Origin of the sequence: Pacificispira sp., from assembly GCF_965228185.1 — a bacterium.
Lineage (GTDB): Bacteria > Pseudomonadota > Alphaproteobacteria > UBA8366 > Aestuariispiraceae > Pacificispira.
In genome coordinates this window covers 307,898-330,788 of the sequence record NZ_CBDDHE010000006.1, presented here as the reverse complement: position 1 = coordinate 330,788, position 22,891 = coordinate 307,898, and the positions used below count along the sequence as shown (strand labels likewise).

Annotated in this window: 18 protein-coding genes; 5 read left to right on the top strand and 13 right to left on the bottom strand. The window is 62.9% G+C overall.

What is annotated here, in order from left to right; all coding sequences use genetic code 11:
• Window positions 1-4 precede the first annotated feature (4 nt).
• From ACO06O_RS12240 to ACO06O_RS12225, 4 genes are read right to left on the bottom strand one after another with little or no spacing between them, the layout of a single operon-like run.
• A complete protein-coding gene (locus tag ACO06O_RS12240) occupies window positions 5-1,408 on the bottom strand; it encodes an aminotransferase (RefSeq protein WP_421880119.1) in 1,404 nt (467 codons plus the stop codon).
• On the bottom strand, window positions 1,408-2,613 hold the full coding sequence (locus ACO06O_RS12235; RefSeq protein ID WP_421880117.1) for an aminomethyltransferase family protein: 1,206 nt from the start codon (window positions 2,611-2,613) through the stop codon (window positions 1,408-1,410). The genes ACO06O_RS12240 and ACO06O_RS12235 overlap by 1 nt, the downstream gene beginning before the upstream one ends.
• A complete protein-coding gene (locus ACO06O_RS12230; protein WP_421880115.1) occupies window positions 2,610-4,169 on the bottom strand; it encodes a phytoene desaturase family protein in 1,560 nt (519 codons plus the stop codon). Before ACO06O_RS12230 ends, ACO06O_RS12235 begins: the two co-directional genes overlap by 4 nt.
• Window positions 4,169-5,791 (bottom strand): phytoene desaturase family protein, encoded by a 1,623-nt coding sequence (locus ACO06O_RS12225; protein ID WP_421880113.1) that lies wholly within the window; start codon window positions 5,789-5,791, stop codon window positions 4,169-4,171. Before ACO06O_RS12225 ends, ACO06O_RS12230 begins: the two co-directional genes overlap by 1 nt.
• Window positions 5,792-5,958: 167 nt before the next feature.
• On the opposite strand from ACO06O_RS12225, the gene ACO06O_RS12220 reads away from it, so the two are divergent.
• Window positions 5,959-6,642, top strand: a complete 684-nt coding sequence (locus ACO06O_RS12220) for a TetR/AcrR family transcriptional regulator (protein ID WP_421880111.1) — start codon at window positions 5,959-5,961, stop codon at window positions 6,640-6,642.
• A gap of 10 nt (window positions 6,643-6,652) precedes the next feature.
• On the opposite strand, the gene ACO06O_RS12215 is transcribed toward ACO06O_RS12220, so the two are convergent.
• The 4 genes from ACO06O_RS12215 to ACO06O_RS12200 form a co-directional block, all read right to left on the bottom strand.
• Window positions 6,653-7,729: a 3-carboxy-cis,cis-muconate cycloisomerase gene (locus tag ACO06O_RS12215; protein ID WP_421880109.1), complete on the bottom strand. Its 1,077-nt coding sequence runs from the start codon at window positions 7,727-7,729 to the stop codon at window positions 6,653-6,655.
• A 9-nt stretch (window positions 7,730-7,738) separates the two neighbouring features.
• On the bottom strand, window positions 7,739-10,876 hold the full coding sequence (locus tag ACO06O_RS12210; RefSeq protein ID WP_421880107.1) for an efflux RND transporter permease subunit: 3,138 nt from the start codon (window positions 10,874-10,876) through the stop codon (window positions 7,739-7,741).
• 64 nt (window positions 10,877-10,940) lie between these two features.
• Window positions 10,941-12,056 (bottom strand): efflux RND transporter periplasmic adaptor subunit, encoded by a 1,116-nt coding sequence (locus tag ACO06O_RS12205; RefSeq protein ID WP_421880105.1) that lies wholly within the window; start codon window positions 12,054-12,056, stop codon window positions 10,941-10,943.
• A gap of 151 nt (window positions 12,057-12,207) precedes the next feature.
• Window positions 12,208-12,876 (bottom strand): GntR family transcriptional regulator, encoded by a 669-nt coding sequence (locus tag ACO06O_RS12200; RefSeq protein ID WP_421880103.1) that lies wholly within the window; start codon window positions 12,874-12,876, stop codon window positions 12,208-12,210.
• 160 nt (window positions 12,877-13,036) lie between these two features.
• Here ACO06O_RS12200 and dctP point away from each other — a divergent pair, with 160 nt between their 5' ends.
• The 4 genes from dctP to ACO06O_RS12180 all read left to right on the top strand — a co-directional run bounded on the left by dctP (window position 13,037) and on the right by ACO06O_RS12180 (window position 17,539).
• The gene (gene dctP / locus ACO06O_RS12195; protein ID WP_421880101.1) at window positions 13,037-14,026 is read left to right on the top strand and encodes a TRAP transporter substrate-binding protein DctP; all 990 of its coding nucleotides are present in this window, start codon (window positions 13,037-13,039) and stop codon (window positions 14,024-14,026) included.
• Between the two features lie 106 nt (window positions 14,027-14,132).
• The gene (locus ACO06O_RS12190) at window positions 14,133-14,699 is read left to right on the top strand and encodes a TRAP transporter small permease subunit (RefSeq protein WP_421880099.1); all 567 of its coding nucleotides are present in this window, start codon (window positions 14,133-14,135) and stop codon (window positions 14,697-14,699) included.
• Window positions 14,699-16,015 carry a TRAP transporter large permease gene (locus tag ACO06O_RS12185; protein ID WP_421880097.1) on the top strand — a complete coding sequence of 439 codons (1,317 nt, stop codon included), beginning with the start codon at window positions 14,699-14,701 and terminating at the stop codon, window positions 16,013-16,015. Before ACO06O_RS12190 ends, ACO06O_RS12185 begins: the two co-directional genes overlap by 1 nt.
• A 15-nt stretch (window positions 16,016-16,030) precedes the next feature.
• Entirely contained in the window at window positions 16,031-17,539 is a 1,509-nt protein-coding gene (locus ACO06O_RS12180; protein ID WP_421880095.1) for a malonate--CoA ligase, read from the top strand.
• A 10-nt stretch (window positions 17,540-17,549) separates the two neighbouring features.
• On the opposite strand, the gene ACO06O_RS12175 is transcribed toward ACO06O_RS12180, so the two are convergent.
• The 5 genes from ACO06O_RS12175 to ACO06O_RS12155 form a co-directional block, all read right to left on the bottom strand.
• On the bottom strand, window positions 17,550-18,782 hold the full coding sequence (locus ACO06O_RS12175) for a serine hydrolase domain-containing protein (protein WP_421880093.1): 1,233 nt from the start codon (window positions 18,780-18,782) through the stop codon (window positions 17,550-17,552).
• 87 nt (window positions 18,783-18,869) lie between these two features.
• The gene (locus ACO06O_RS12170; protein ID WP_420419987.1) at window positions 18,870-19,904 is read right to left on the bottom strand and encodes an extracellular solute-binding protein; all 1,035 of its coding nucleotides are present in this window, start codon (window positions 19,902-19,904) and stop codon (window positions 18,870-18,872) included.
• A 72-nt stretch (window positions 19,905-19,976) separates the two neighbouring features.
• On the bottom strand, window positions 19,977-20,819 hold the full coding sequence (locus ACO06O_RS12165; RefSeq protein WP_421880091.1) for an ABC transporter permease: 843 nt from the start codon (window positions 20,817-20,819) through the stop codon (window positions 19,977-19,979).
• Window positions 20,812-21,762 (bottom strand): ABC transporter permease, encoded by a 951-nt coding sequence (locus ACO06O_RS12160; RefSeq protein WP_421880089.1) that lies wholly within the window; start codon window positions 21,760-21,762, stop codon window positions 20,812-20,814. The genes ACO06O_RS12165 and ACO06O_RS12160 overlap by 8 nt, the downstream gene beginning before the upstream one ends.
• The gene (locus ACO06O_RS12155) at window positions 21,762-22,883 is read right to left on the bottom strand and encodes an ABC transporter ATP-binding protein (RefSeq protein WP_421880087.1); all 1,122 of its coding nucleotides are present in this window, start codon (window positions 22,881-22,883) and stop codon (window positions 21,762-21,764) included. Before ACO06O_RS12155 ends, ACO06O_RS12160 begins: the two co-directional genes overlap by 1 nt.
• Window positions 22,884-22,891 lie beyond the last annotated feature (8 nt).

Genomic DNA, 22,891 nt, shown 5'->3' with positions numbered 1-22,891 from the left:
GGTGTTATGCGAATCCTTCCTCCGCTTCGGCTTCGACCGAACGAATGGCCTCTTCCAGAATATCGAACATTTCGTCGATCTGCTGTTTTGTGATGATCAGCGGCGGCGAGAAGACGCACATGTTGATCAGCGGCCGGACGATCAGGCCCAGTTCCTCACATTTTCGATCGACGCGATTGCCGAATTCATGATCCAGCGCCAGCCGATCGCCCTTCGCGGCAATCCGGCCCTCGACGCAGCCGACAAGCCCGACACCGCGCGTATCGCCGACAACGGGAGAGGCCCGGAGAGCATGCAGCCGCTTGAGGAAGTAAGGCGAGACTTCGCGGACATGTTCCAGCAATCCGTCACGCTCCATGATCTCGATATTCTTCAACGCCGCGGCGCAGGACACCGGATGGCCGGAATAAGTGTAGCCGTTGGAGAACATGATGTCCTCCTGTCCTTTACCGGTGATCGGTTCCAGCACGCGATCTGAGATCAGGCAGGCGCCCAGCGGCAGATAGCCGGAAGTCAGTCCCTTGGCGCAGGTGATGATATCCGGTTCGATGCCATAGACGTCCTTGGATGCGAACCAATGACCCAGACGGCCGAAGCCGGTCACGACCTCGTCCGAGATATAGAGGATGTCATTGGCGCGGCAGATCTCCAGGCAGCGCTGGTGATAGCCGGGCGGCGGGATGATGACCCCGCCGGACGCCAGGATCGGTTCGGCGATAAAGGCACCGACATTGTCCGGCCCGGCTTCGGCGATGGCGTTCTCCAGATCGGCGATCTTGGCGTCGCACCAATCCTCGATGCTCATCCCTTCCGGACGGATCGACGGATTGACGTTCGGCAGCAGAATGGCGTTCTCCCGGTCCAGGTCGAACCAGCTCTTGCTGCGCTCCTTGCCGGTCACCGATGCCGAGAGATAGGTCGATCCGTGATAGGCCTTCTCGCGGGAGATCACGATCTTCTTGTCCCGCCGCCCCAGCCGGTTGTTGTAGAAATGCATGAAGCGGATGGCGGTATCGACGGCGGTCGATCCGCCGGTCGTGAAGAACACCGTATTCAGGTCGCCGGGCGCCAGGTCGGCCAGTTTCTTGGCCAGAACCGCCGAAGGTTCGCTCGCCGTATTCCAGGGCGAGTGATAGGCGAGCTGCATGACCTGATCGGAGATCGCGTCGGCCATTTCCTTGTTGGCGTAACCGATCTGGGTGCACCACATGCCGCCCGGCCCGTCGATCAGGCGTTTGCCGTTCTGGTCATAGACGTAAATGCCTTCGGCGCGGGCGGAAATGGTCCGGTCCGCACCGTCTTCGACCCACATTGCCTCCCACGGATGCATATAGTGTTTGTTGTCATAATCGCGGATCGTCGCCGCGGAATTGCTGAGCCCCGGATTGGACTTTTCTTCGATGAACATCAGTACCTTCCCGGCGGGGTCGCCCCCCGCCTCGCATGTTTGAAGAACGGGCGTTCCGCGACGGTCGCGCGGGCCATCACCCGTTCCCATTTGCCTTCCTTGTGGTGATAGATCTCGGCCCATAGGTCCGAGAGGATGTCGGTTCCGAACGGAACCTTCAGCTCCGCTACGGCCAGGTTCCGCTTGCAGGTAGGCGACCATAATGCGGATGTGACATGACCCGCTTCCTTCTTTTTGCGGTGATAGATGAAGGCCCCGTCGGCGGGCTTGTGCCCTTCGATGTCCAGGCCGACGAGCACGTAGCGCGGGCCGCGCTTCTGTGCGTCCAGCAGCGCCCGGCGACCGTTGAAATGTCCTTTGTCGAACGCGACCAGCCGGCCGAATCCCAGTTCGAACGGCGTCCGGCCCCTTGTGGGACGCAGCGCGTGATGGCTGGATTGGAAATCGACACCCGGCGCGATGAACCCGGCCTCGATCCGCGTCATGTTCAGCGCATCGAATCCGATCGGCCGAAGACCGAAATCCGATCCGGCGGGCCACAGCCGGTCGAACAGGGCCTCGGCTTTCTCCGCCGGGCACCAGATCTCGTAACCCAGATCGCCGGTGAAGCCGGTGCGCGAGATCAACGTGTCGCCATCGGCATGCATCATGTCGAACGGCTTCATGGCCTCGACCCCGGCGAAGCCCGCACGTTCCAGGACGGCGAAACTGGTCGGCCCCTGCAGCGAAAGCCCGGCGATGCTATGGCTCTCGTCTTCGATCGTGACATCGAACCCCCAGGTGATGTCATGCAACCAGCTATATTGCGGCTCCTGACTGCACAGGCGGTAATCGGTCGGCGAGAAGCGGAAGACGGTGCCGTCATCGATGACGTGTCCGTCCTCGTCGCACCACAGCGAATAGCCGACGCGCATGTCGCGCATCTTCGTGACATCCCGGGTCACCAGACGGTTCATCACCTGCGTCGCGTCCGGACCCGTTATCCGGTATTTGTGCATCGGCGAAACGTCGAACAGCGTCGCCTGATTTCGGATCGCGAAATACTCCGCCTCCACCGTGTCGTACCGGCGCGGCGAAACATAGCCCGCCCAAGGCATCCAGTCCTGATACAGGCTGAACGGCCGCAACCGGGCATCGAAGGGGGAGGGGATGAGACCGCGCGCGACGGCCTTGGCGTCCGTACGGGTCGGTTTGATCACGGTCATGCCGCTGCCCTCCGCGTTTCTTGGGCCAGGACGATCCTGGCCGCGTTGCATCCGGGCAGGGCGGTGACGTCGCCGCCGGGATGGCAGGAGGCGCCGCATAGATACAGCCCGCCCAATGGCAGCGCGTAGCGGTCGATCCCGGGGGCGGGCCGCAGCATCAGCATCTGATCGGCGATCATCTCGCCATGATGCCAATGGCCGCCCGGCGCGCCGGTCAGGGCTTCGATGTCCATCGGGGTCAGAACCTGCTGCGCGGTCACACGGCCGGCCATGCCGGAATCGTATCGGGCAAGTGCCGTGACCACCGCTTTCGCCAGCGCGGCGCGGGTCTTGTCCGACCATCCATCCTTCAATTCGTAGGGCGTGTATTGAACCACCGCCGAAAGGATATGCTTGCCGCCCGTCGTCAGGGATGGATCGGCCAGGCTGGGGATGGTCACTTCCAGGATCGGATCTTCCGGCAGTTCGCCGTATTTGGCGCGATTGAAGGCCAGTTCCATCCGGTTCAACGACGGGGCGACCAGCAGCCGTCCGGACATCTGCCCGGCCGTCAGCCCTTCGATGCGCGGCGCGTCGTTCAGGACCAGATTGACCTTCGCGGTGCAGCCCTTCGCGCGGATCTTACGGATCCGGCGCACCATCTCGGCGTCGAAATGGGCCGGCCCGGCCAGCATCATCGTGCTGCGCGGGTCGAGACTGGACAGGACCGACGCGGACCGGATTTCGGTACCGTCGGCCAGCAGGACACCGGCAACCCGGTCGTCCTCGACGATCATTGCATGGACGCCCGCGCCATAGCGGATTTCGACACCGGCCGCCTGGGCCGATGCTTCGAAGGCACGCATGGCGCCGCCCATCCCGCCGGCGGGAATGTGCCGCGCCCCGCCGCCGATAGACCGGTACATCAGGGTCAGAACGGTACCGGGGGAGCGCGGACCGATATGGCCGCCCATCACCGCGTCGAGACCGAGCGCCCCGGCCACGACCCCATCGTCGATCTCATCCAGGATCGCGTCATAGGCGTTGGACAACAGGACACGCATGAATTCCCGCGCATCGGTTTTGCCCATCCCGCGGATGCCAAAGGCCAATCCCGCCAGGGACGCCGCTTCCCGCAGATCGATCCCGTCCAGGCGGGGCGGAGGTCGTTGGGTCAGGGTTGCCAGCTTGTCCGCGAAACGGACCATCCGATCCCGAAGCGTCTTGAAGGCTGCGGCGTCGGGATGCGCGCCGCCATCGGCGAAGGACGCCTCGCTTCCCCGCAGCGACACGTGGCGGCCGGATTCGTCGAGGGCGACGGTCGGTATGGATTGCGCGGCGAAGGTTAGGCCGTGGCGCTTCAAGTCCAGGGCGTCGATCTCCGCCTTGCCGAGGCCGCCCATCAGATGGGCCAGTTGCGGCCCCTGGATGCCGTCCGCAATCTCGCCATTGGCGGCCATGCCGCCCGGCACCGCGTTCTTTTCCAGAACCAGAACGGACTTGCCCTGTTTCGCCAGCAGGATCGCGGCGGCAAGGCCGTTATGACCGGCCCCGATGACGATGGAATCGTAGCGCATCACGCGGCCCTCCCGACGGAATTACTGCCGGATTGGCGGCCCAGATCGCCCAGGATCTCCCGTGCCGCGTTCGCGCCCGGCGCCGCCATCACGCCACCGCCCGGATGCGATGACGATCCGCAGACATAGAGGCCCTTGATCGGCGAGCGGTAGTCGGCATAGCCGGGCACCGGGCGGTTGAACAGCAACTGATCGAAGGTCAGTTCGCCCTGGAAGATATTGCCTTCGGTCAGGCCGACCTCGCGTTCGATATCCCAGGGGGTGCGGACCTCCTTGTGGACGATCAGATCGCGGAAGCCCGGCGCATGACGTTCGATCTTGTCGATCACCGTATCGGCGAAGGCTTCCCGGTTCGGCCCGTCCCAGCTCTCGCCCCCGGCCAATTCATAGGGTGCGTATTGCACGAACAGGGTCATCATGTGTTTGCCCGGCGGCGCCATGGTCGGATCGATATAGGTCGGGATCAGCATGTCGAAATACGGTTCCTGAGACCACCGGCCGGCCTTCCAGTCGTCATAGGCGCGGTCCAGTTCTTCCAGACTGTCCGACGCATGCAGGTCGCCCTTCAGTAAGGCCGCATTCTTCGGCGCGGCAATGAAGTCGGGCGCGCCGTCCAGGGCGACGTTGATCTTGCCGGAGGAGCCGCGAATCTTGAACCGGCGCACGGCCTTCTTGAAATCGTCGGACAGGTCGTCGCCGTCGACATGCTTCAGGAAGGTGCGCCGGACATCCATGTTGGACACGACGGTCGGCGCGGTGATCTCGTCGCCATTTTCCAGAACGACGCCGGTGACGCGTCCGCCGCTGACCAGGAATTTCTCGATGGCGCTGCCGGTGCGGATTTCGCCGCCCGCTTCCCGGAAGGCGCTGGCCAGGGCCGCACTGACCCCACCCATGCCGCCGCGCGTGAAGCCCCAGGCGCCGATGCTGCCGTCGACCTCTCCCATATAATGGTGCAGCAGCACATAGGCGGTGCCGGGGGAGTAGACGCCCAGACCGGTGCCGATGATGCCGGATCCGGCGATATGCGCCTTGATCACGTCGCTTTCGAAGAAATCGTCCAGGAACTCGCCGACCGACATGGTCCAGAAGCGCAGGGTGTCCGCCATCTCGCGCGGGCCCAGATCGTGGAAGCGGCGGGCCAGATACAGCATTTCCTGAATGTCGCGCGGCTTCAGCCGGACCGGGTCCGGCGGCGTGCGCATCAGCAGCGGCTTGATGAACCGGCACTGGCGCGTGACGAAGCGCGAATACCGGTCATAGGCATCGACATCCTTTTTTGAATGCCGCGCGATCTCCCGGCGCAGCGCGTCATGGTCGGAGTAATAGGCGAAATAGTCGCCGTTCCGCATGAAGGTCGCGCCGCTTTCATACGGGATGACCTGCAGGCCGTGGCGGGGCAGGTCCAATTCCCGCTGAACCTCGGGCCGAAGCAGGCTGCAGACATAGGAACAATTGGAATAGGTCCAGCCGGGATGCAGTTCACGGCTGACCGCCGCGCCGCCGATATAATCGTTGCGCTCGACCACCAGGACTTTCAGCCCGCTTCTGGCCAGATAACTGGCGGCGGTGAGGCCGTTATGCCCCGCACCAACCACGATTGCGTCGTACCGGTTCGCCATATACCCGCCTATTTCGCGCTTTTCGCTGTGTACCGAAATCAAGGCTAGTGCAGACGCCAGCTTCCGTCTATAATTTTTTTGAGCAGTTATTTAAATTAAAGATCGACTTGCGATCCGAAGCGGACTGCGGCATAGCGAAAGCGATAGCGCGATGCATGGGATAAGAGATGGCGGACGCGAATACCCCGGCGCGTAAACCGATCGGTCGCCCCAGAGGTGAGCAATCCGAGAATGCTGCCCGCCGTCGGCAGCAGCTGGTCGACGCGGCGATCGACTCGATTGTCGAGTTGGGAATGTCGGCCACGACGCTTGCGACCGTCGCCAAGGCGGCGGGCCTGTCCCAGGGCGTTGCCGTCTTCTATTTCAAGGGCAAGGAGAACCTGCTCGTCGCGACGCTTCGTCATCATTACGAAGAATACAACGCGCTTTGGAAGTCGGCGCTGGACGAGGCTCCTGACGATCCGGTTGAGAAAATCCTGATACTGGCGTTGGCGGATCTGGATCCGCGGATCTGCACCGCGCGGAACCTGGCGCTGTGGAACTCCTTTTGGGGGGAGGCGGCGGCGCGGCCCCGCTTTGCGGAGATCTGCGAAGCCTATGACCGTGAACGCTACGATCGGCTGGTGGCCTTGTGCGAGCAGGCGTCAGAACATGCGATCGAAGGATGGTCGCCCATCGAGGTCGCCGACGCGTTCGATTGCATGACGGACGGCATGTGGATCCGGCTGCATATCACGCCCGACTTCATGGCCTTGAACGGCGGTCGGCAGTTGCTGGCACGTCAGGCCGCAACGATCTATCCGGCCTATACGGACCGGATTATGGAATTGATGAAAGCGTCCCTGGTTTAAGCAGGGGCGGTTACCGGCCGGGTGCCCCGTCCTGCCCCAAGGATTCCACCGCATCGAGCAACGCCTGGGCATGGCGGGTCGCCGCTGCGGTCGCAATGCACATATCCGGCAGGATCAGCCATTCCAGAGTCCAGGCGCTGCCGGACCGTTCCTGTTCGTGGATCAACGCGGCATGCAGGCCGGGCAGCAAGGTCGCGGTATAGCGTGCCAGGGCAACCAGCGTCTCCGCCCGAACCGGGTTCGATTTATGCGGCATCGCCGACGATCCGCCGCCGCCGGACAGGGCGATTTCGTCCCCGCCCATCTGCGCCATCAGGGCGACGTCCTGGCCGATCTTGCCAAGGACGCCGCAGACCGACGACAGCCAACTGCCGAAATCCGTCAGTGCCGTCCGGTCCGTCTGCCAGGAACGCCCCGGATCGGTCAGCCCCAACTCCTGCGCCAAGGCCGCGCGTAGGTCCGTCGCCTTCGGCCCGAGCGTTTCCGATGTGCCGACCGGCCCCGCCAATTGCAGGCGCAGCAGGGAGGGCGACAGAGTATTCAGGGTCGCCAAACGGTCTTCGACCGGCGCAGCCCAGATGTTGATTCTATCCGCGACCCGGATCGGCAGGGCCGCCTGCATTCTGGTTCGGCCCATCAGGGCCCGGTCGCCGAACCGGTCGGCGAGACTGTGCAAAGAAGCCAGTACCGTGTTCAGCCGCCCATCGAGAAGCTTCAGGAAATCGGCCAATCGCAGGGCCAGGGCCGTATCGATTGCATCCTGGCTCGTCGTGCCGAAGTGAAGATGTTTCGCGTGCGGTTCGCCGATGGCCTCGCGCAATTGCCGGATCAGGCCTGGAACCGTTACCCCGTCCCGCGCCATTGCTGTCGCCAGATCGCGGGGATCGGCCTCGAACCGCCCGCAAACGTCCACGATGGCCGCCGCAGCATCCTTCGGAATGAGGCCTAGTCGGGCCTGAACCACTGCCAGTGCGGCTTCGAAACGGAGGATCGCCTGCCGTTCCGCCAGATCGGTGAACAGGGCTTCCGTCGTCGGATCGCCGGCCAGTTGGGACAGCAAGGCCTGGGATTTGGTCGTGAAACTCATCCAACCGGTCTAATCGGCTTCCGCCCTGGCGGCAAGGGGTTGCGCCGTGCCGGCCAGTTGGGCGTCCAACTCCTTCTCGACCGCCGAGCGGGGCTTGGACAGGCCGGCTAGGAGATCGTAGAGGACCGGCGTCAGGAACAGGGTCAGCACCAGGGCCGAGCCCAGACCGCCGACAATGACCCAACCGATCGCGATGCGGCTTTCGGCCCCGGCACCGGAGGCGATGACAAGCGGCACCGCGCCCAGAACGGTCGATATGACCGTCATGACGATGGGGCGGAAGCGCATTACCGATGCTTCGATCACCGCGTCCCGGACGCTGGCGCCTTCGTCGCGCAATTGGTTTGCGAATTCGACGATCAGGATGCCGTTCTTCGCCATCAATCCGATCAGCAGGATGATGCCGATCTGGCTGTATACGTTCAGCGACAGACCCGCGAGATACAGCGAATAGATCGCGCCGGCGAGCGCCAGCGGCACCGACAGCATGATCGCAAGCGGATGAACGAAGCTTTCGAACTGTGCGGCGAGTACCAGGAAGACGATCAACAGTGCGATCGCGAAGGTCAGCGAGACATTGTCCGACGTCTCCTTGAAGGTTGCCGATTGCCCGGCATAACCCAGTTTCGCGCCTTCCGGCAGAATGCGAGCCGCGCCTTCCTCCATATAGGCAATCGCGTCACCCAATGTGTATTCCGGGGCCAGGCCAGCCTGAATGGTGATCGATGGCAGGCGGTCGAAGCGGCGCAGTTCGGCGGCCGCGGCCTGTTCCTGGGCACTGACCAGGGCGCCGAGCGGAACGAGTGCATTGCCGGGGGCGCCTTGTGCGCCGCTGCGCACGACGACATTGTCCAGATCCGTCGGGGCGCGGCGGTCCTCCGCCCGGGCTTGGGCGATGACCGGATATTCCCGCCCGCGGTCGACATAGGTCGTCACTTCGCGGGACGCGAACATGACCTGCAACGTCGAGGCCACTTCTTCCGCGCTGATACCCAAATCGTTGGCGCGGATGCGGTCCAGGGTCAAATTGAGCTGCGGTTGGTTCTGTTCGAAATCGACCTCGGGATTCAACAGGCCCTCATTCGCCTCGGCATGTTCCAGCAGCGCCGCGGCCCATTCCTTGACACGTTCGAAATCGGGCCCGCCGACGACAATGCGCAATGGGGTGGAGTTGCCGCGCAGGCCCAGGCCGGCCGGGCTGGCAACGGCGGCACGGGCGCCGGGCAGGCTGCGTGCCGCGGGTTGAACGGCGCGGACGATATCGGCCTGCGTGGCCTCCCGTTCCTCCCAGGGGGCGAGGCGCATGACCACAAAGGCGCGATAGGGGCGCGAACCCCATCCGACCAGGGAGTAGACGGTCTGGATATTGCCGTTTTCGACCTGCGGGGCCAGCGCGTCTTCAATTTGACGCGCCTGGGCGTCGGTATAGGCGACGGTCGAGCCCTGTGGTGCGGTCAGCGGCACGAAGGCGACGCCGCGGTCTTCGCGCGGTGCCAATTCCTGGGGCAGATCGGTATAAAGGGTGACCGCCCCACCGACGAACAGGGCCGAAAAGACGATGACGATCAGCGGCGCACCGATGGCCTGGGTCAACAAGCCGCGATAGACGCGGCCGATCCAGGATTGCGCCATGGCCGAGTCGCCATCCGCCGCCGCACCCTTCTTGCGCCGGGATGGGGATAGAATCCTCGACGCGATCATCGGACAGAGGCTGAGGGCGACAAAGGTGGAGATTGCCACCGCCGCGGCCATGACCAGGCCGAATTCGCTGAACAGGCGGCCGACCTGCCCGCCCAGGAAGGAAATCGGGACAAAGACGGCGATCAGCGTGATCGAGGTGGCAAGCACCGCGAAGGTGACCTGACGGGTGCCGAGGACGGCGGCAACCAGCGGCGATTCACCCTCGTCCACCCGCCGCTTGATGTTTTCCAGGACGACAATGGCATCGTCGACGACAAGGCCGATCGCCAAGAGCAGGGCGAGCAGTGTCAGGACGTTGATTGAAAATCCGAACAGGGCGATCAGCGCCATGCACCCGATCAGCGCGACCGGAATGGTGACCGCCGGAACCAGCGTCGTGCGAACGGACCGCAGGAACAGCAGGATCACCATGATGACGAGGACCAGCGAGATGCCCAGCGCGATGAGAACTTCGCGGATCGACGCGGCGATAAACAGGGCGTCGTCCGACCCGATGATGATCTTCATACCCTCGGGCAGGGTCGGGGTCATCGCGGCGACCTCCGTGCGGATCGCTTCCGAAATCTCCATCGTGTTGGCCTGGCTCTGCCGGATGACCTGAAGGCCGACCGCCGGCGCACCATTGGCGCGCACGATGGTCTCGTCATCCTCGACGCCGCGTTCGACGGTGGCGACATCGCCCAGACGAACGGGATAGCCGCCGATTTCGGCAATCACGATGTCGCGGAATCCCTCGACGGTGGACAGTCGACCGTCCAGGCGGATATCCAGAAGCCGGTCCAGCGATTTGATCTCACCGGCGGGCAGTTCGACATTGTTCCGCTGGATCGCGGCCTCGATATCGCCGACCGTCAGATTGCGTGCGGCCAGCGCCCGGCGGTCGAGCCAGATGCGGATGGCATAACGGCGCTCGCCCCGGATATCGACGCTGGCGACGCCGTCCAGGGTCGACAGGCGGTCGATGACGAAGCGCTCGACATAGTCGGTGATTTCCTCCGGCGAATGCCGGTCGGAGGACACGGCGATACGCATGACCGGATCGGCGTTGCTGTCATTCTTTACCACGCTCGGCTCTTCGGCGCTTTCCGGCAGATTGGCACGGACCCGGCCGACCGCGTCGCGAACATCGTTCGCCGCCTCATCAATGTTCCGGCCGACTTCGAACTCGATCACCGTCTGGCTGCGGCCGCGGCGGCTTTCGGATGCGATGGATTTGACGCCCGATATCCCGGCAACGGAGCTTTCGACGATTTCCGTAATATCGGTATCGACGATCTGCGGTGACGCGCCTGTATAGAGCGTCGTGACTGTGACGACGGCGGTGTCGACATCGGGCAGTTCCCGGACCGGCACGCCGGTCAGGGCGGCGATACCCGCAGTGACGATCAGCAGGCTGGCGACAATGGCCAGAACCGGCCGGCGGATGGACAGATCGGACAGCGTCATGATGCGCGTTCGCCCTTAAAGGGGCCGGCCGGCACGGCAACAGGCGCGCGCCGGCAGCGGCCGGTTAGGAACTGGCGGTGGCGTCCTTGTCGCCATCCGCGCGGGTAACCTTGCCGCGGATCAGGGTTCCGCTGCGCACCTTCTGGACACCGCGTGTCACCACGGAATCGCCCTCTGTCAGCCCGTCGCGGATTTCGACAAGACCGAAAGTGCGGCGTCCGATCTGGACATCGCGCTGCTCGACCCGCTGCGCCTCGCCATCGACGGTGACGACGAAGACGTAGGCGCGGCTGCCTTCCACCACCAGGGCGGCTTCCGGAATCGCGAGACCGGGCGTCGATTCCAGGACGACTTCGATATGCATGAACATCCCGGCGGGCAGGGTGCCGTCCGGATTGTCGATCACGGCGCGAGCGGCGAAGGACCGCGAAACCGGTTCGATCCGGCTGTCGATCGATGTGATCGTGCCGTCGAAGCGGCGGCCGGGAAAGGCGGCGGCGTCGGCGACGATCTTCATGCCCGCACGGATGCGCGCGAAGAAGGATTCCGGCAGCGAGAATTCGATTTCGACCTGGGACAGATCGTCCAGCATGGTGACGACGTCCCCGACTTCCACCCGGGCGCCCAGGGCCGTATCGGTGAAGCCGACGATCCCGTCGAAGGGCGCGCTGACCGTCCGGTCGCGCAGCCTGCGCGCCGCGCGGTCGCGATCCGCCCGGGCGATGTTCAACTCGGCGGTGATCTGGTCGACCGTCGCTTCGGTCACGGTCTTGGATTTCTGCAGCGTTTCGGCGCGTTTCAGGCGGCTGGCGGCGTCGGTCACCCGGGCTTCCGCTTCGGCCAGATCGGCGCGTTGGATATCGTCATCCAGCCGGAATAGGACGGTCCCGGCGGCAACTTGCTGTCCTGCCTCGAAGCTCATCGCCGTGATCCTCCCGGCCGCCAGAGGCGTGATCGCAACGGAGCGCAGGGCGCGTGTCGAGCCCACGGCCTCGACCGTCGTGCTTAGATCCCGCATTTCCGCTGTGGCGAGGTCGACTGGTACCGGCCGTTCCTCGGGCCGCTGGTTCGGCTGGGTCGCGGCTTGCGATTCCGCCGCATAATGCTGCCAGCCATAATAGCCGCCCAGCCCCAGACCGGCGACCAGGACCATCAGACCGACTTGCTTCAATGGGGTCATTCTATAGCGCTTTCAATCGGTTGGGGCCCCACACAATGCCGCCGCGCAGCAATGCGCCGCGCGGTCGTTTCGTCCCCGTTCCATATGAAAACGGATGTTTATCCGAAATCCGTCGGCTGACTAGTCAATATTTTTACGCGGTGTCGGGCGATCAACTGGCCAGTTTCGCCGGGCCCTTGCTGTAGCTGGCCATCAGATCGTTGAACTTCTTGCCCTGAATGGCGATGTGGGAGCGCAGGGCCTGGGCGGCTCGGTCCTCGTCGGCGGCTTCGATCGCGGTCAGAATATCCCGGTGCTCGTCCATCGACTGTTTCAGCCGGCCCCGCACGCGAAGCTGCATGCGGCGGAACGGCTGCAGTCTTTTGTGCAGGCGTGATGCTTCCCCAGCCAGGAAACTGTTGCCGCTGGCCTGATACAGTGCGTTGTGGAAAACCTCGTTGGCGCGGTAATAGACATCGGCGTCGCCCAGTTCCAGCGCTCGGTCGCAATCGTCGGCCGCGTCGTGCATGCGGCGCAGATCGTCCTCGGAACACAGGCGCGCGGCGAGGCGCCCGCACATCGCCTCCAATTCGGCCATGACCTCGAACATCTCGAACATCTGAACCACGTCCGGCTGCCGGACAAAGGCGCCGCGCCGGGGGATCAGTTCCACAAGGCCGGTCGCCGCCAGCATCTGGAAGGATTCGCGAAGCGGGGTACGCGACACGCCCAGCCGGGCGGAAAGGCGGGTTTCGTCGAGACGTTCCCCATCCTCGAATTCTCCCGAAAGGATCATTTGCTCCAGGGATTCCCGAAGCGTGTCGGCGGTTCTTCCACTCATGACACCAGACTACCACCAGCCGGCGCATGCGACAATGAATGTCTTGTATACAATCTGTTTGACTTTGAACACACGCGCGGTACCTTCGTGGCGACCGGACGAAGAGCCGGACCGACGGATCCACCGTCCGAAAACGACAAATCTCTACTGGGAGGTAGACATGAAATTCAAGTTCAGTGCCGCCGTCGCGGCCGTTGCTCTGACTGCCGGTCTCGCCGGGTCGGCGTCCGCTGCCGAACTGCGCCTGTCCCATCAATGGTCGACGTCCGACGTCCGCCACCAGGTCGCGCAGATCGTCGCGGACGAGGTCGCGGCCGCCAATGTCGATCTGGAAATCAAGATTTTTGCTTCCGGCTCGCTGTTCAAGGCGCGTGAACAGTACCGCCCGCTGTCCCGCGGTCAGCTCGATATGACTGTCCTGCCGCTGTCTTATGCCGGCGGCGAGCGTCCGGAATATAACCTGACCCTGATGCCCGGCCTGGTGAAAAACCACGACCATGCGGCGCGGCTGAACTACAGCCCGTTCATGGACGAAATTCAGAAGATCATGGCCGAGGACGATGTGATGGTCCTGGTCCATGGCTATCTGGCCGGCGGCTTCGTCGGCGTCGACCGCTGCATCACCAAGCCGGAAGACGTTGCCGGGCTTCAGACCCGCGCCGCAGGCAAGGCCTTCGAAGAGATGCTGGCGGCCGCCGGTGCCTCGATCGCCTCCATGGCGTCGTCGGAAATCTACAACGCGATGCAGACCGGCGTGCTGCAGGCCGTGAACACGTCTTCGTCGTCCTTCGTGTCCTACCGCATCTATGAACAGGTGAAGTGCTATACGCCGGCCGGCGATGTCGCGCTGTGGTTCATGTATCAGCCGCTGCTGATGAACAAGTCGACCTATGAGTCGCTGAACGACGCCCAGCGTGCGGCGCTGGACGCGGCCGCCAAGAAGGCCGAAGCCTATTATCTGGACGAGGCGAAGAAGGAAGACGCCGCGTCCGTTGAGGTCTTCGAAAAGGCCGGTGTCGAGATCGCCAAGATGACCCAGGAAGAGTTCAACGCCTGGCGCGATCTGGCCAAGGCCTCGTCCTACAAGAGCTTCGTCGAATCCGTCGAAGACGGTCAGAAGCTGCTCGACATGGCACTCGCCGTGGAATGAGCCTGCGGTAACTTGCATCGGACCGGGCTTCGTCCCGGTCCGATCGCCGCCGCCTGATTTCCGGAACCCCTGTTCCCGCGCCTCCGACCGAAAAAGGAAGAGAACCATGTCCTCTTCGAAAGGCCCGGCTTCGCACGGCCCTAATGCCGCGCCGACCGGCGACAATTTCATACTGCTGGTAATCGCCGCCCTGTCCACGATCTGCGGCTGGGTGTCCGCCTTCCTGATCGTGCTGTCGGTGGGCGTGACCTGCGAAATGATCTTTGTGCGGGGCGTTCTGGGGCAGAGTACGATCTGGCAGACCGAGGCCGTGGTCTACATGATGGTCGCCGCGACCTTGTTGGGTCTGCCCTACGTTCAGCGGCTGCGCGGGCATGTGAATGTCGATCTGCTGCCGATGATGCTGCCGCCCGGTCCGCGCAAGGTCCTGATCCTTGCGACCATTCTCGCGGCCATCGTGGTGATCGGGATCCTGGTCTTCTATGGCTTTCACATGTGGTACGAGGCCTTCAGTCGGAACTGGCGGTCGGACACTGTCTGGGGCGTGCGCCTCTGGATTCCCTACGCCACCGTGCCGATCGGCTTCGGGCTGTACCTTCTGCAACTGATCGCGGACTTCTATGCCGTCGCCGCGGATATAGACCGCCGCTACGGCCTGTCGGAGCATAACTGATGGATCCGCTTCTGCTTGGCGTTCTGGTCGCCATCGTCACCATCGCCGTCCTGTTTTCCGGTGTTTCCGTCGCCAACGGATTGCTGATCGTCGCGGCCTTCTTCATCTTGGTTTTCGACGGCGTTCGCTCGCTGGAACTGATGCCCGAAATCCTGTTCGGGAAGCTGGATAACTTCGCGCTGCTGTCCATTCCGATGTTCATCATCATGGGCGCGTCCATCGCATCGACGCGGGCCGGCGCTGATCTCTATGAGGCGCTGGACCGCTGGCTGACACGGGTTCCCGGCGGCCTCGTCATTTCCAACCTAGGTGCTTGCGCACTGTTCGCGGCGATGTCCGGCTCTTCCCCGGCGACCTGCGCCGCCATCGGCAAGATGGGCATACCGGAAATGCGCAAGCGCGGCTTTCCGGACGGTGTCGCCGCCGGATCGATTGCGGCCGGCGGGACGTTGGGCATTCTGATTCCGCCCTCGGTGACGATGATCGTTTACGGTATCGCGACCGAAACCTCGATCGGACGCCTGTTCCTGGCCGGTGTCGTGCCGGGCATCCTGCTGGTCGGTCTCTTCATGGCGTGGTCGCTGTTCGACACCTGGCGCCATGGCGACGCAAAGACATTGATCCCGACGCGGTTCACGATGCGTCAGAAGCTGGAAATCCTGCCGCGGGTCGTTCCCTTCCTGGCGATCATCCTGGGTGTGTTGATTGCGATGTATGGCGGCTATGCGACGCCGTCCGAAACTGCCGCCGTCGGCGCGCTGCTGTGCCTGGGTGTGGCCATCGTCATCTACCGCCTGTGGAACGCCAAGGCGCTGTGGGTCGTCCTGCGCGACTCGACGCGCGAAAGCGTGATGATCCTGTTCATCATCGCGGCGGCGGGCGTCTTCTCCTACATGCTGTCCAGCCTCTTCATCACCCAATCCATTGCACAATGGATCGGGACACTGGACGTCAATCCCTGGCTGCTGATGCTGTGCATCAACATCTTCCTGCTGATCGCCGGCTTCTTCCTGCCGCCGGTCGCGGTGATCCTGATGGCCGCGCCGATCCTGCTGCCGATTGTCGTGTCGGCCGGGTTCGATCCGTATTGGTTCGCAGTGATCCTGACGATCAATATGGAAATCGGTCTTATTTCCCCGCCTGTTGGATTGAATTTGTATGTCATCAACGGGATCGCCCCCGACATTCCGCTGAAGACGATCCTGAAAGGGTCGCTGCCCTATGTCCTGTGCATGGTCGTGGCGATCGTCATCCTGTGTGTTTTCCCCTGGCTCGCCACCGGATTGCCGGAAGCGGTGCTGGGGCCGGCGATCTGACGGAGGTCCGCAATCATGGCGAACCCGCTTTTCGACGCCCTGTTCCGTCCGCATCTGGACAGTGATCGCGTCTTTCTGGAACTGGCCGATGGCAGCCAATGGCGGTTTCGGGAATTCCTGATTTGCGCCGCCCGTTTTGCCAATGTCTTCACCGACGCGGGCGTCAAACCGGGGGATCGGATTGCGGTTCAGATCGCCAAGTCGCCGGAAGCGTTGGCCGTCTATGCGGCCTGCGTGAAGGCCGGGATCGTCTTCCTGCCGCTGAATACGGCCTATACGGCGGACGAGGTCGACTATTTCGTCGGCGACGCGACCCCGGGCGTGGTCATCTGCGACCCGAAGAACGAGGCGGCCCTGACCCCGGTCGCCGAGCGACACGGCGCACGCTTGCTGACATTGGACGGATCGGGCGGGGGCAGTCTTCCCGGCTTGGCGGCGCTGGTGTCGGACCGGTTCGAAACCCGCGACCGGCAGTCGTCGGATCTGGCGGCGTTCCTTTATACATCCGGCACGACCGGACGGTCCAAGGGGGCGATGCTGACCCAGGAGAACCTGCTGTCGAACGCCCAATCCCTGGTCGGCTATTGGCGCTTCACCGAGGACGACGTTCTGCTGCACGCCCTGCCGATCTTCCATACGCATGGATTGTTCGTGGCCAGCAATGTCTGCCTGCTGGCCGGGGCGCAGATGATCTTCCTGCCCGCATTCGATCCCGATGCGATGATCGCGGGCCTGCCGAAGGCAACCACGATGATGGGCGTTCCGACCTTCTATACAAGACTGTTGGACGATCCCAGATTGACCAAGGATTTGGTCGGCCATATGCGGTTGTTCGTGTCGGGCAGCGCACCGCTTCTGGCGGAAACCCATATCGAGTTCGAGGAGCGGACCGGACACCGCATCCTGGAACGCTATGGCATGACCGAAACCAATATGAACACGTCCAATCCTTATGACGGGGAAAGGCGGGCGGGCACGGTCGGTTTCCCGTTGCCGCAGGTCGAACTGCGGATTGCCGATCCGGATACCGGCGCGGCGGTCGCCCAGGGCGAGATCGGGGGAATCGAGGTGCGCGGCCCCAATGTCTTTGTCGGCTATTGGCAGATGCCGGAAAAGACCGCGGAGGATTTCCGTGAGGACGGATTCTTCAAGACAGGCGATCTCGGCAAGGTCGATGAGGACGGGTACGTCCACATTGTCGGCCGGTCGAAGGACCTGATCATTTCCGGCGGGTACAATATCTATCCAAAGGAAATCGAACTGCTGTTGGACGAACAGGCAGGGGTGAAGGAATCCGCAGTGATCGGCGTGCCCCACCCCGATTTCGGCGAAGGCGTGGTCGGCGTTCTGGTATCTGCGGGCGATCTGGATACCGACGCGGTCGCGGAATCGATCCGGTCGCGGATCGCCCGCTTCAAGCAGCCCAAGGCCCTGTTCGTGGTCGACGAATTGCCGCGCAACACGATGGGCAAGGTGCAAAAGAACGTCCTGCGCGACCGCTATAAGGACCTTTTCGCGAAATAGTCCCGGCCGGTCAGTCCGCCAGGGCGTTCCGAACGGCGATCAGCGCGTTCAGCGTGTCCACGGTGAAATTGGGGATCAGATAGTCCGGCCAGGTGGACAGTTTGACCGCCAGGAAATCGGCCTCCGGATCGACATAGATCAACTGCCCAAAGACCCCGCGTGCCATGTAGTCGCCCCGGTCGACATCGTGGATCCACCACATCCGCCGGTATGCGCCGTTTGGCGAAACCAGGTCATAGGGTGCGTTGAATTTCGCCGGGTCGCCGGTCCGGCAGGTGTCTACCCAGCTTTGCGGAACGATCTGCACCCCGTCATGGCGGCCGCCGTTCAGCATCATCAGCCCGAACCGCGCATAGTCGCGCAGCGTCGCATTGAAGCCGCCATCCGCCAGTGCGGTGCCGGCGGAATCCACGGTGAAGTAAGCGTCGCGGTCCATGCCCAGGCGTGACCAGACGCGGTCGCTCAGCAGGTTGGCCAGCGCGCTGCCGGCCTCGCGTTCCAGTACCCAGGCCAGTACATCGGTTTCGATCGACCGGTAGCTGAAGTCGCCTCCGTGGGGGCGCTCCTGGGGCAGGGTCAATATGACGTCCCGGATTGTCGAAGCGGCTTCACCCGGGCGAGGCGGTCGCCAGCCGGCGGCGATGTCGATCCGCGTCATGTCGGAATAGGGTTCGCCGTAATCTTCCACGAAGCGGACACCCGATTGCATGTCCAGAACCTGGTTGAGGGTCGCGTCGGCATAGCCGCAAAACCGCAATTCAGGCACTCGGTCACGCAAGGGCGCGTCCAGATCCAGCTTGCCCTCGCCGTGCAGGATCCCGGCCAGGGCTCCGGTGATGGACTTGGAAACCGATTGCGACAGATGCAGTGTCGCGGTGGTCATGTCGTTGAAATACTGCTCCATCACGACCCGGCCATGATGGCAGATCAGAATGCCGTCCGTATAGGTTTCGGTCAGGCAGTCGGCGAAGGTTTTCGTCGCCCCGTCGACCGCCCGGTAACGGACCTGGCCCACGGGTTGATGATCCGCTGTCAGTTCTGACGCCGCACCGGACCCGCGTGGTACGTCGACGGTCGGGATCAGGCTGCGGACATTCTGAAAGGACCAGCGATTGAACGGCGGCAGGTCCCAGTTTTCCATGGTCGGACGCTTTTCCGGAGGCGGCGGAAAGCCACGCATGGTCCCCAATTCCCGTGCCGTTCGGGGCCGGTGACTGGGCAACGTGGTGTTCGTGATCGCCATCTCTGAAAATCCGTCCTGATAGAAGTCGCCGGGAAGGCCCGGCCGGGACGGGCCGTCAGGCCCGCCCCGTTTCCGGTTACGACACGCTTACTGCTTCAGGCGCGTCCAAATCTTGTTGTACAGATCGACCGTTTCCTGCGGGCACGGCTTCACGAAATCCGGCGTCGGCGCATCGGCCGGCATGTTGATTTCCGGCGCGTCCAGCATTTCCGGGTCCATGAAGGCTTCGCTGCCCTTGATCCCGTTCGCATAGCGCGCGAAGTTCGAAATCAGTGCCGCGTTTTCCGGTGCCATGATGAAGTTCACGAACAGCTTCGCATTCTCCATGTTCGGCGCATCGGACAGGACGGCAACATTGTCCATCCAGCCCGTGAAGCCTTCTTTCGGATAGGCATATTTCAGCGTCGGGCGCTGGGCGCGGGCCCGCATCGCGGCGCCGTTCCAGTTCTGCGACAGGTCGACATCTTTGGAGGTCAGTTTCTCGATCGTGCTGTAATCCATGGTGCGCCAGTACTGTTTGGCGTTCAGCAGCAGTTCGGTGACTTCCTTGAGTTGATCCTTGTCGCCGTTGCATCGCGGATAGCCCAGATAACGCAGACCGGCGTTGATGACGTCGTTCATGTCGTTGAGCATGTTGATCCGGCCCTGCAGTTCCGGCGGCGGTTCGAACAACAGCGCCAGGGTGTCGATGTCCCCGGTATAGACCTCAGTGTCGACGGTGAACGAGGTTGTGCCCCATTGCCACGGAACGGAATAGCTCCGGCCCGGATCCCACCAGACGTCGACCCATTTCGGGTCCATATGCTTGAAATTCTCCATCTCGTTCGGCTTGATTTCGGCCAACAGGCCCTCGCCGATCATGATCTGGATCATGTAGTCGCCGGGCACGACGATGTCGTAACCGGTGCCGCCTTCCTTGACTTTGGCGAGCATGGTTTCGTTGGAATCATAGCCGTCGAGCGTGACCTCGACGTCGTATTCCTTCGAAAACTTCTCGATCAGTTCGGGGTTGGTGTAGTTGCCCCAGTTATAGATGTTCAGTTTGCCTTCGGCGGCGGCCGGTCCGGCCCACGCCAGCCCAACCGCGGCAACCGCCGTCAGGCCCGTCAACATACGCTTCATCACACTACCTCCTCTGTTTTCGGGGGCGTCCCTTTTCGCTCAATACGGCCGGCCCCCATTTGAACGCCGTAGTTACTTGCGCCGCCTTCCCAACAGGAAGAACAGCGTTACGAACGCGATCGACAATCCCAACAGCAGGGTCGATACAGCGTTGATCTCGGGCGTGATACCTCGGCGGATCTGGCCCAGGATGTAGATCGGCAGGGTCGTCTCGCCGGGTCCCGCCACCAGCAGGGTGATGATGACGTCGTCCAGAGAGACCACGAAGGCCAGCATGGCGCCGGCGACGATGCCGGGCATCAACAACGGCAGGGTCACCCGCCGGAAGACCTGCAGCGGCGGGGCGTAGAGGTCTGCCGCGGCCTGTTCCATCGTCAGGTTCATGTCCTCCAGCCGTGCCCGGATGGGCATATAGGCGAAGGGAATGCAGAACACCGTATGGGCCAGCATCAAATAACCGATCCCGTTCACGCCGGTCAGTTGCTTGATCAGCGAGAAAAAGGCCAGGGTCGACACAGCCGTCACGATTTCCGGGATCATCAGCGGCTGGTTGATGATCGCATAGGCCAAGGTCTGGCCCTTGAAGGGCTGGGTCCGAGTCGTCGCCAGCGCCGCCATGGTGGCGAAGATCGTCGAGAACACTGTCGCGACGGCAGCCACCTCCAACGACACGATTGTCGCCTTGCGGATTCCTTCATTGCCGAAGGCTTCGACATACCAGCGGAAACTGAACTCGGTCCACAGCACGACGGAACGGTTGTCGTTGAACGAGAAGGCGACCAATACGATGATCGGCGCGTAGAGGATGAAGATGCAGCCCCAGGCGACCTGGTCGAAACCGGGCTGCTTCTTCAAATCCGCCATCGGGCGCCGGCGTTTCGGGGCAGCCGGCAGCGGCGCGGTCGTATCAGCCATGGCGCGCACCCTCCTTGCCGGCATTCCGGATGTAAACCAGTAGCGCGACCATCACGACGGCCATCAGGATCAGGGCCGCCGCAGACCCGAAGGGCCAGTTGCGCGAGCTGCCGAATTGCAAGGCGATCAGGTTGCCGATCATCAGATGCTTGCCGCCGCCCAGCAGCTCCGGCGTGATATAGGCGCCGAGGCCGGGAATGAAGACCAGGATGCAGCCCGCGACGATCCCCGGCTTCGCCATTGGAATGATGACACGGCGAAGAACCTGGAATCGGTTGGCGTAGAGGTCGTAGGCAGCCTCAACCAGCCGGAAATCCAACTTCTCCAGCGACGCATAGAGCGGCAGGACCATGAAGGGCAGATAGGAATAGATCAGCCCCATGAAGACGGCGGTGTCGGTATAGAGAATGCTGACAGGCTGTTCGACGATGCCGATCCCCATCAGGCTCAGGTTGATAATCCCCTCGTCCCGGATGATCAGCAGCATTGCATAGGTGCGGATCAGAAGATTGGTCCAGAAGGGCAGGGTGATCAGGAACAGCCACAGATTCCGTTGCTCGCGCGGCTTGCTGGCGATGAAATAGGCCGTCGGAAACCCGATCAGCAGTGCACCGATCGTGGTGACGAATGCCAATCCGATCGAACGGCCGTAGATCTGCAAGTAAGACCCGGAGAAGGTCAGCGTGTCGTCAAAAATGTCCCGTTCGAACAGGAACTGGATATAGGCTTCCCCCGACAGTTCCCAGGTCACGCCGCCATAGGTGCCGGGCGACAGCACCGAATAGATCATCGTGATGGTCAGCGGAAACAGGCCGACAATGCCGATGGTCAGGATGGCGGGGGACAGAAGGAAGCGGCGGGTCCGTGTTGCGCGTGCCTCATGCAACCGCTTGGCGTCCGCCAAGCGATTGTCGGACAGCCCGGTGTCGGCGATCTCGGCCATCAGTCGATCAGGACTTGAAGGTGACGGTCCGGCAGGATGACGCCGACGCGCTCGCCCGGTGCGCCGGTTTCGCCGGAATTGCGGGCGACGATGGTGCCGCCGCCGTCCAACGCAATATGGGTGTTGGTGCCCGATCCGAAATAGACCGCGTTTTCGATCGTGCCGATCGCGGTGCGCGCCGCATCCTCGACACCGCACAGGCCGACATTCTCTGGCCGGATCGCAATGCTGACGGATCCCGGTTGGACGCTGGCCGATGACAGACGTGCCGTGATGGTCGCGCCCGAAGCCAGCTTCACCTCGCCGACTTCACCCTTCACCGCGGTCATTTCGGCATTCAGGATATTGATGTCGCCAATGAAGTCGGCGACGAAGCGGCGGGCCGGCCGGTCGTAGATTTCCTTGGGGTCGCCGACCTGCAGGATATGGCCGGTATCCATGACCGCGATCCGATCGGACATGGTCAGCGCCTCTTCCTGATCGTGGGTCACGAAGACGAAGGTGATCCCCGTTTCGGATTGCAGGCGCTTCAGTTCAATCTGCATTTCCTTGCGCAGTTTGAGGTCCAGCGCGGACAGTGGTTCGTCCAGCAACAGCACTTTCGGATGCGGTGCCAGGGCGCGGGCCAGGGCGACGCGTTGCTGCTGGCCGCCGGAAAGTTGATCCGTGCGGCGGCCGGCAAGATGCTCCATCCGCACCATGGCCAGCATTTTCTGGACCGTCTGGTCGACGTCGGCCTTCGGCTTGCCCTGCATCTCCAACCCGAAGCCGATATTCTGGGCCACGGTCATATGGGGGAACAGTGCGTAATTCTGGAACACGGTATTGACCGGTCGCTTGTAGGGCGGCAGGTGTCCGATCTCTTCTCCGTCCAGCAGGATTTGTCCGCTGGTCGGAAGCTCGAACCCGGCGATCAATCGCAGCAATGTCGTCTTGCCGCAGCCCGACGGGCCCAGCAGCGTGAAGAATTCGTTCTCGCGGATTTTGACCGAGACGTCGTCCAGGGCGGTCACAAGGTGATTGCCGCTGCCGAAGCTCTTGGTCACACGGTCGACGGAAATCATGGTCCGGCTGGACGCGGTCTTCCCTGCGCCAGCCGTCGCGGATGGTTCTACCGGCATGCGGTCTC

Bases quoted from the DNA above. Each gene is read 5' to 3' on its own strand.
- ACO06O_RS12190 (WP_421880099.1), top strand. From the start codon at position 14,133: ATGTCCTCTTCGAAAGGCCCGGCTTCGCACGGCCCTAATGCCGCGCCG.
- ACO06O_RS12215 (WP_421880109.1), bottom strand. From the start codon at position 7,729: ATGAGTTTCACGACCAAATCCCAGGCCTTGCTGTCCCAACTGGCCGGC.
- dctP (WP_421880101.1), top strand. From the start codon at position 13,037: ATGAAATTCAAGTTCAGTGCCGCCGTCGCGGCCGTTGCTCTGACTGCC.
- ACO06O_RS12200 (WP_421880103.1), bottom strand. From the start codon at position 12,876: ATGAGTGGAAGAACCGCCGACACGCTTCGGGAATCCCTGGAGCAAATG.
- ACO06O_RS12210 (WP_421880107.1), bottom strand. From the start codon at position 10,876: ATGACGCTGTCCGATCTGTCCATCCGCCGGCCGGTTCTGGCCATTGTC.
- ACO06O_RS12175 (WP_421880093.1), bottom strand. From the start codon at position 18,782: ATGGCGATCACGAACACCACGTTGCCCAGTCACCGGCCCCGAACGGCA.
- ACO06O_RS12225 (WP_421880113.1), bottom strand. From the start codon at position 5,791: ATGGCGAACCGGTACGACGCAATCGTGGTTGGTGCGGGGCATAACGGC.
- ACO06O_RS12220 (WP_421880111.1), top strand. From the start codon at position 5,959: ATGGCGGACGCGAATACCCCGGCGCGTAAACCGATCGGTCGCCCCAGA.
- ACO06O_RS12205 (WP_421880105.1), bottom strand. From the start codon at position 12,056: ATGACCCCATTGAAGCAAGTCGGTCTGATGGTCCTGGTCGCCGGTCTG.
- ACO06O_RS12165 (WP_421880091.1), bottom strand. From the start codon at position 20,819: ATGGCTGATACGACCGCGCCGCTGCCGGCTGCCCCGAAACGCCGGCGC.
- ACO06O_RS12160 (WP_421880089.1), bottom strand. From the start codon at position 21,762: ATGGCCGAGATCGCCGACACCGGGCTGTCCGACAATCGCTTGGCGGAC.
- ACO06O_RS12230 (WP_421880115.1), bottom strand. From the start codon at position 4,169: ATGCGCTACGATTCCATCGTCATCGGGGCCGGTCATAACGGCCTTGCC.
- ACO06O_RS12235 (WP_421880117.1), bottom strand. From the start codon at position 2,613: ATGACCGTGATCAAACCGACCCGTACGGACGCCAAGGCCGTCGCGCGC.
- ACO06O_RS12185 (WP_421880097.1), top strand. From the start codon at position 14,699: ATGGATCCGCTTCTGCTTGGCGTTCTGGTCGCCATCGTCACCATCGCC.
- ACO06O_RS12170 (WP_420419987.1), bottom strand. From the start codon at position 19,904: ATGAAGCGTATGTTGACGGGCCTGACGGCGGTTGCCGCGGTTGGGCTG.
- ACO06O_RS12155 (WP_421880087.1), bottom strand. From the start codon at position 22,883: ATGCCGGTAGAACCATCCGCGACGGCTGGCGCAGGGAAGACCGCGTCC.
- ACO06O_RS12180 (WP_421880095.1), top strand. From the start codon at position 16,031: ATGGCGAACCCGCTTTTCGACGCCCTGTTCCGTCCGCATCTGGACAGT.
- ACO06O_RS12240 (WP_421880119.1), bottom strand. From the start codon at position 1,408: ATGTTCATCGAAGAAAAGTCCAATCCGGGGCTCAGCAATTCCGCGGCG.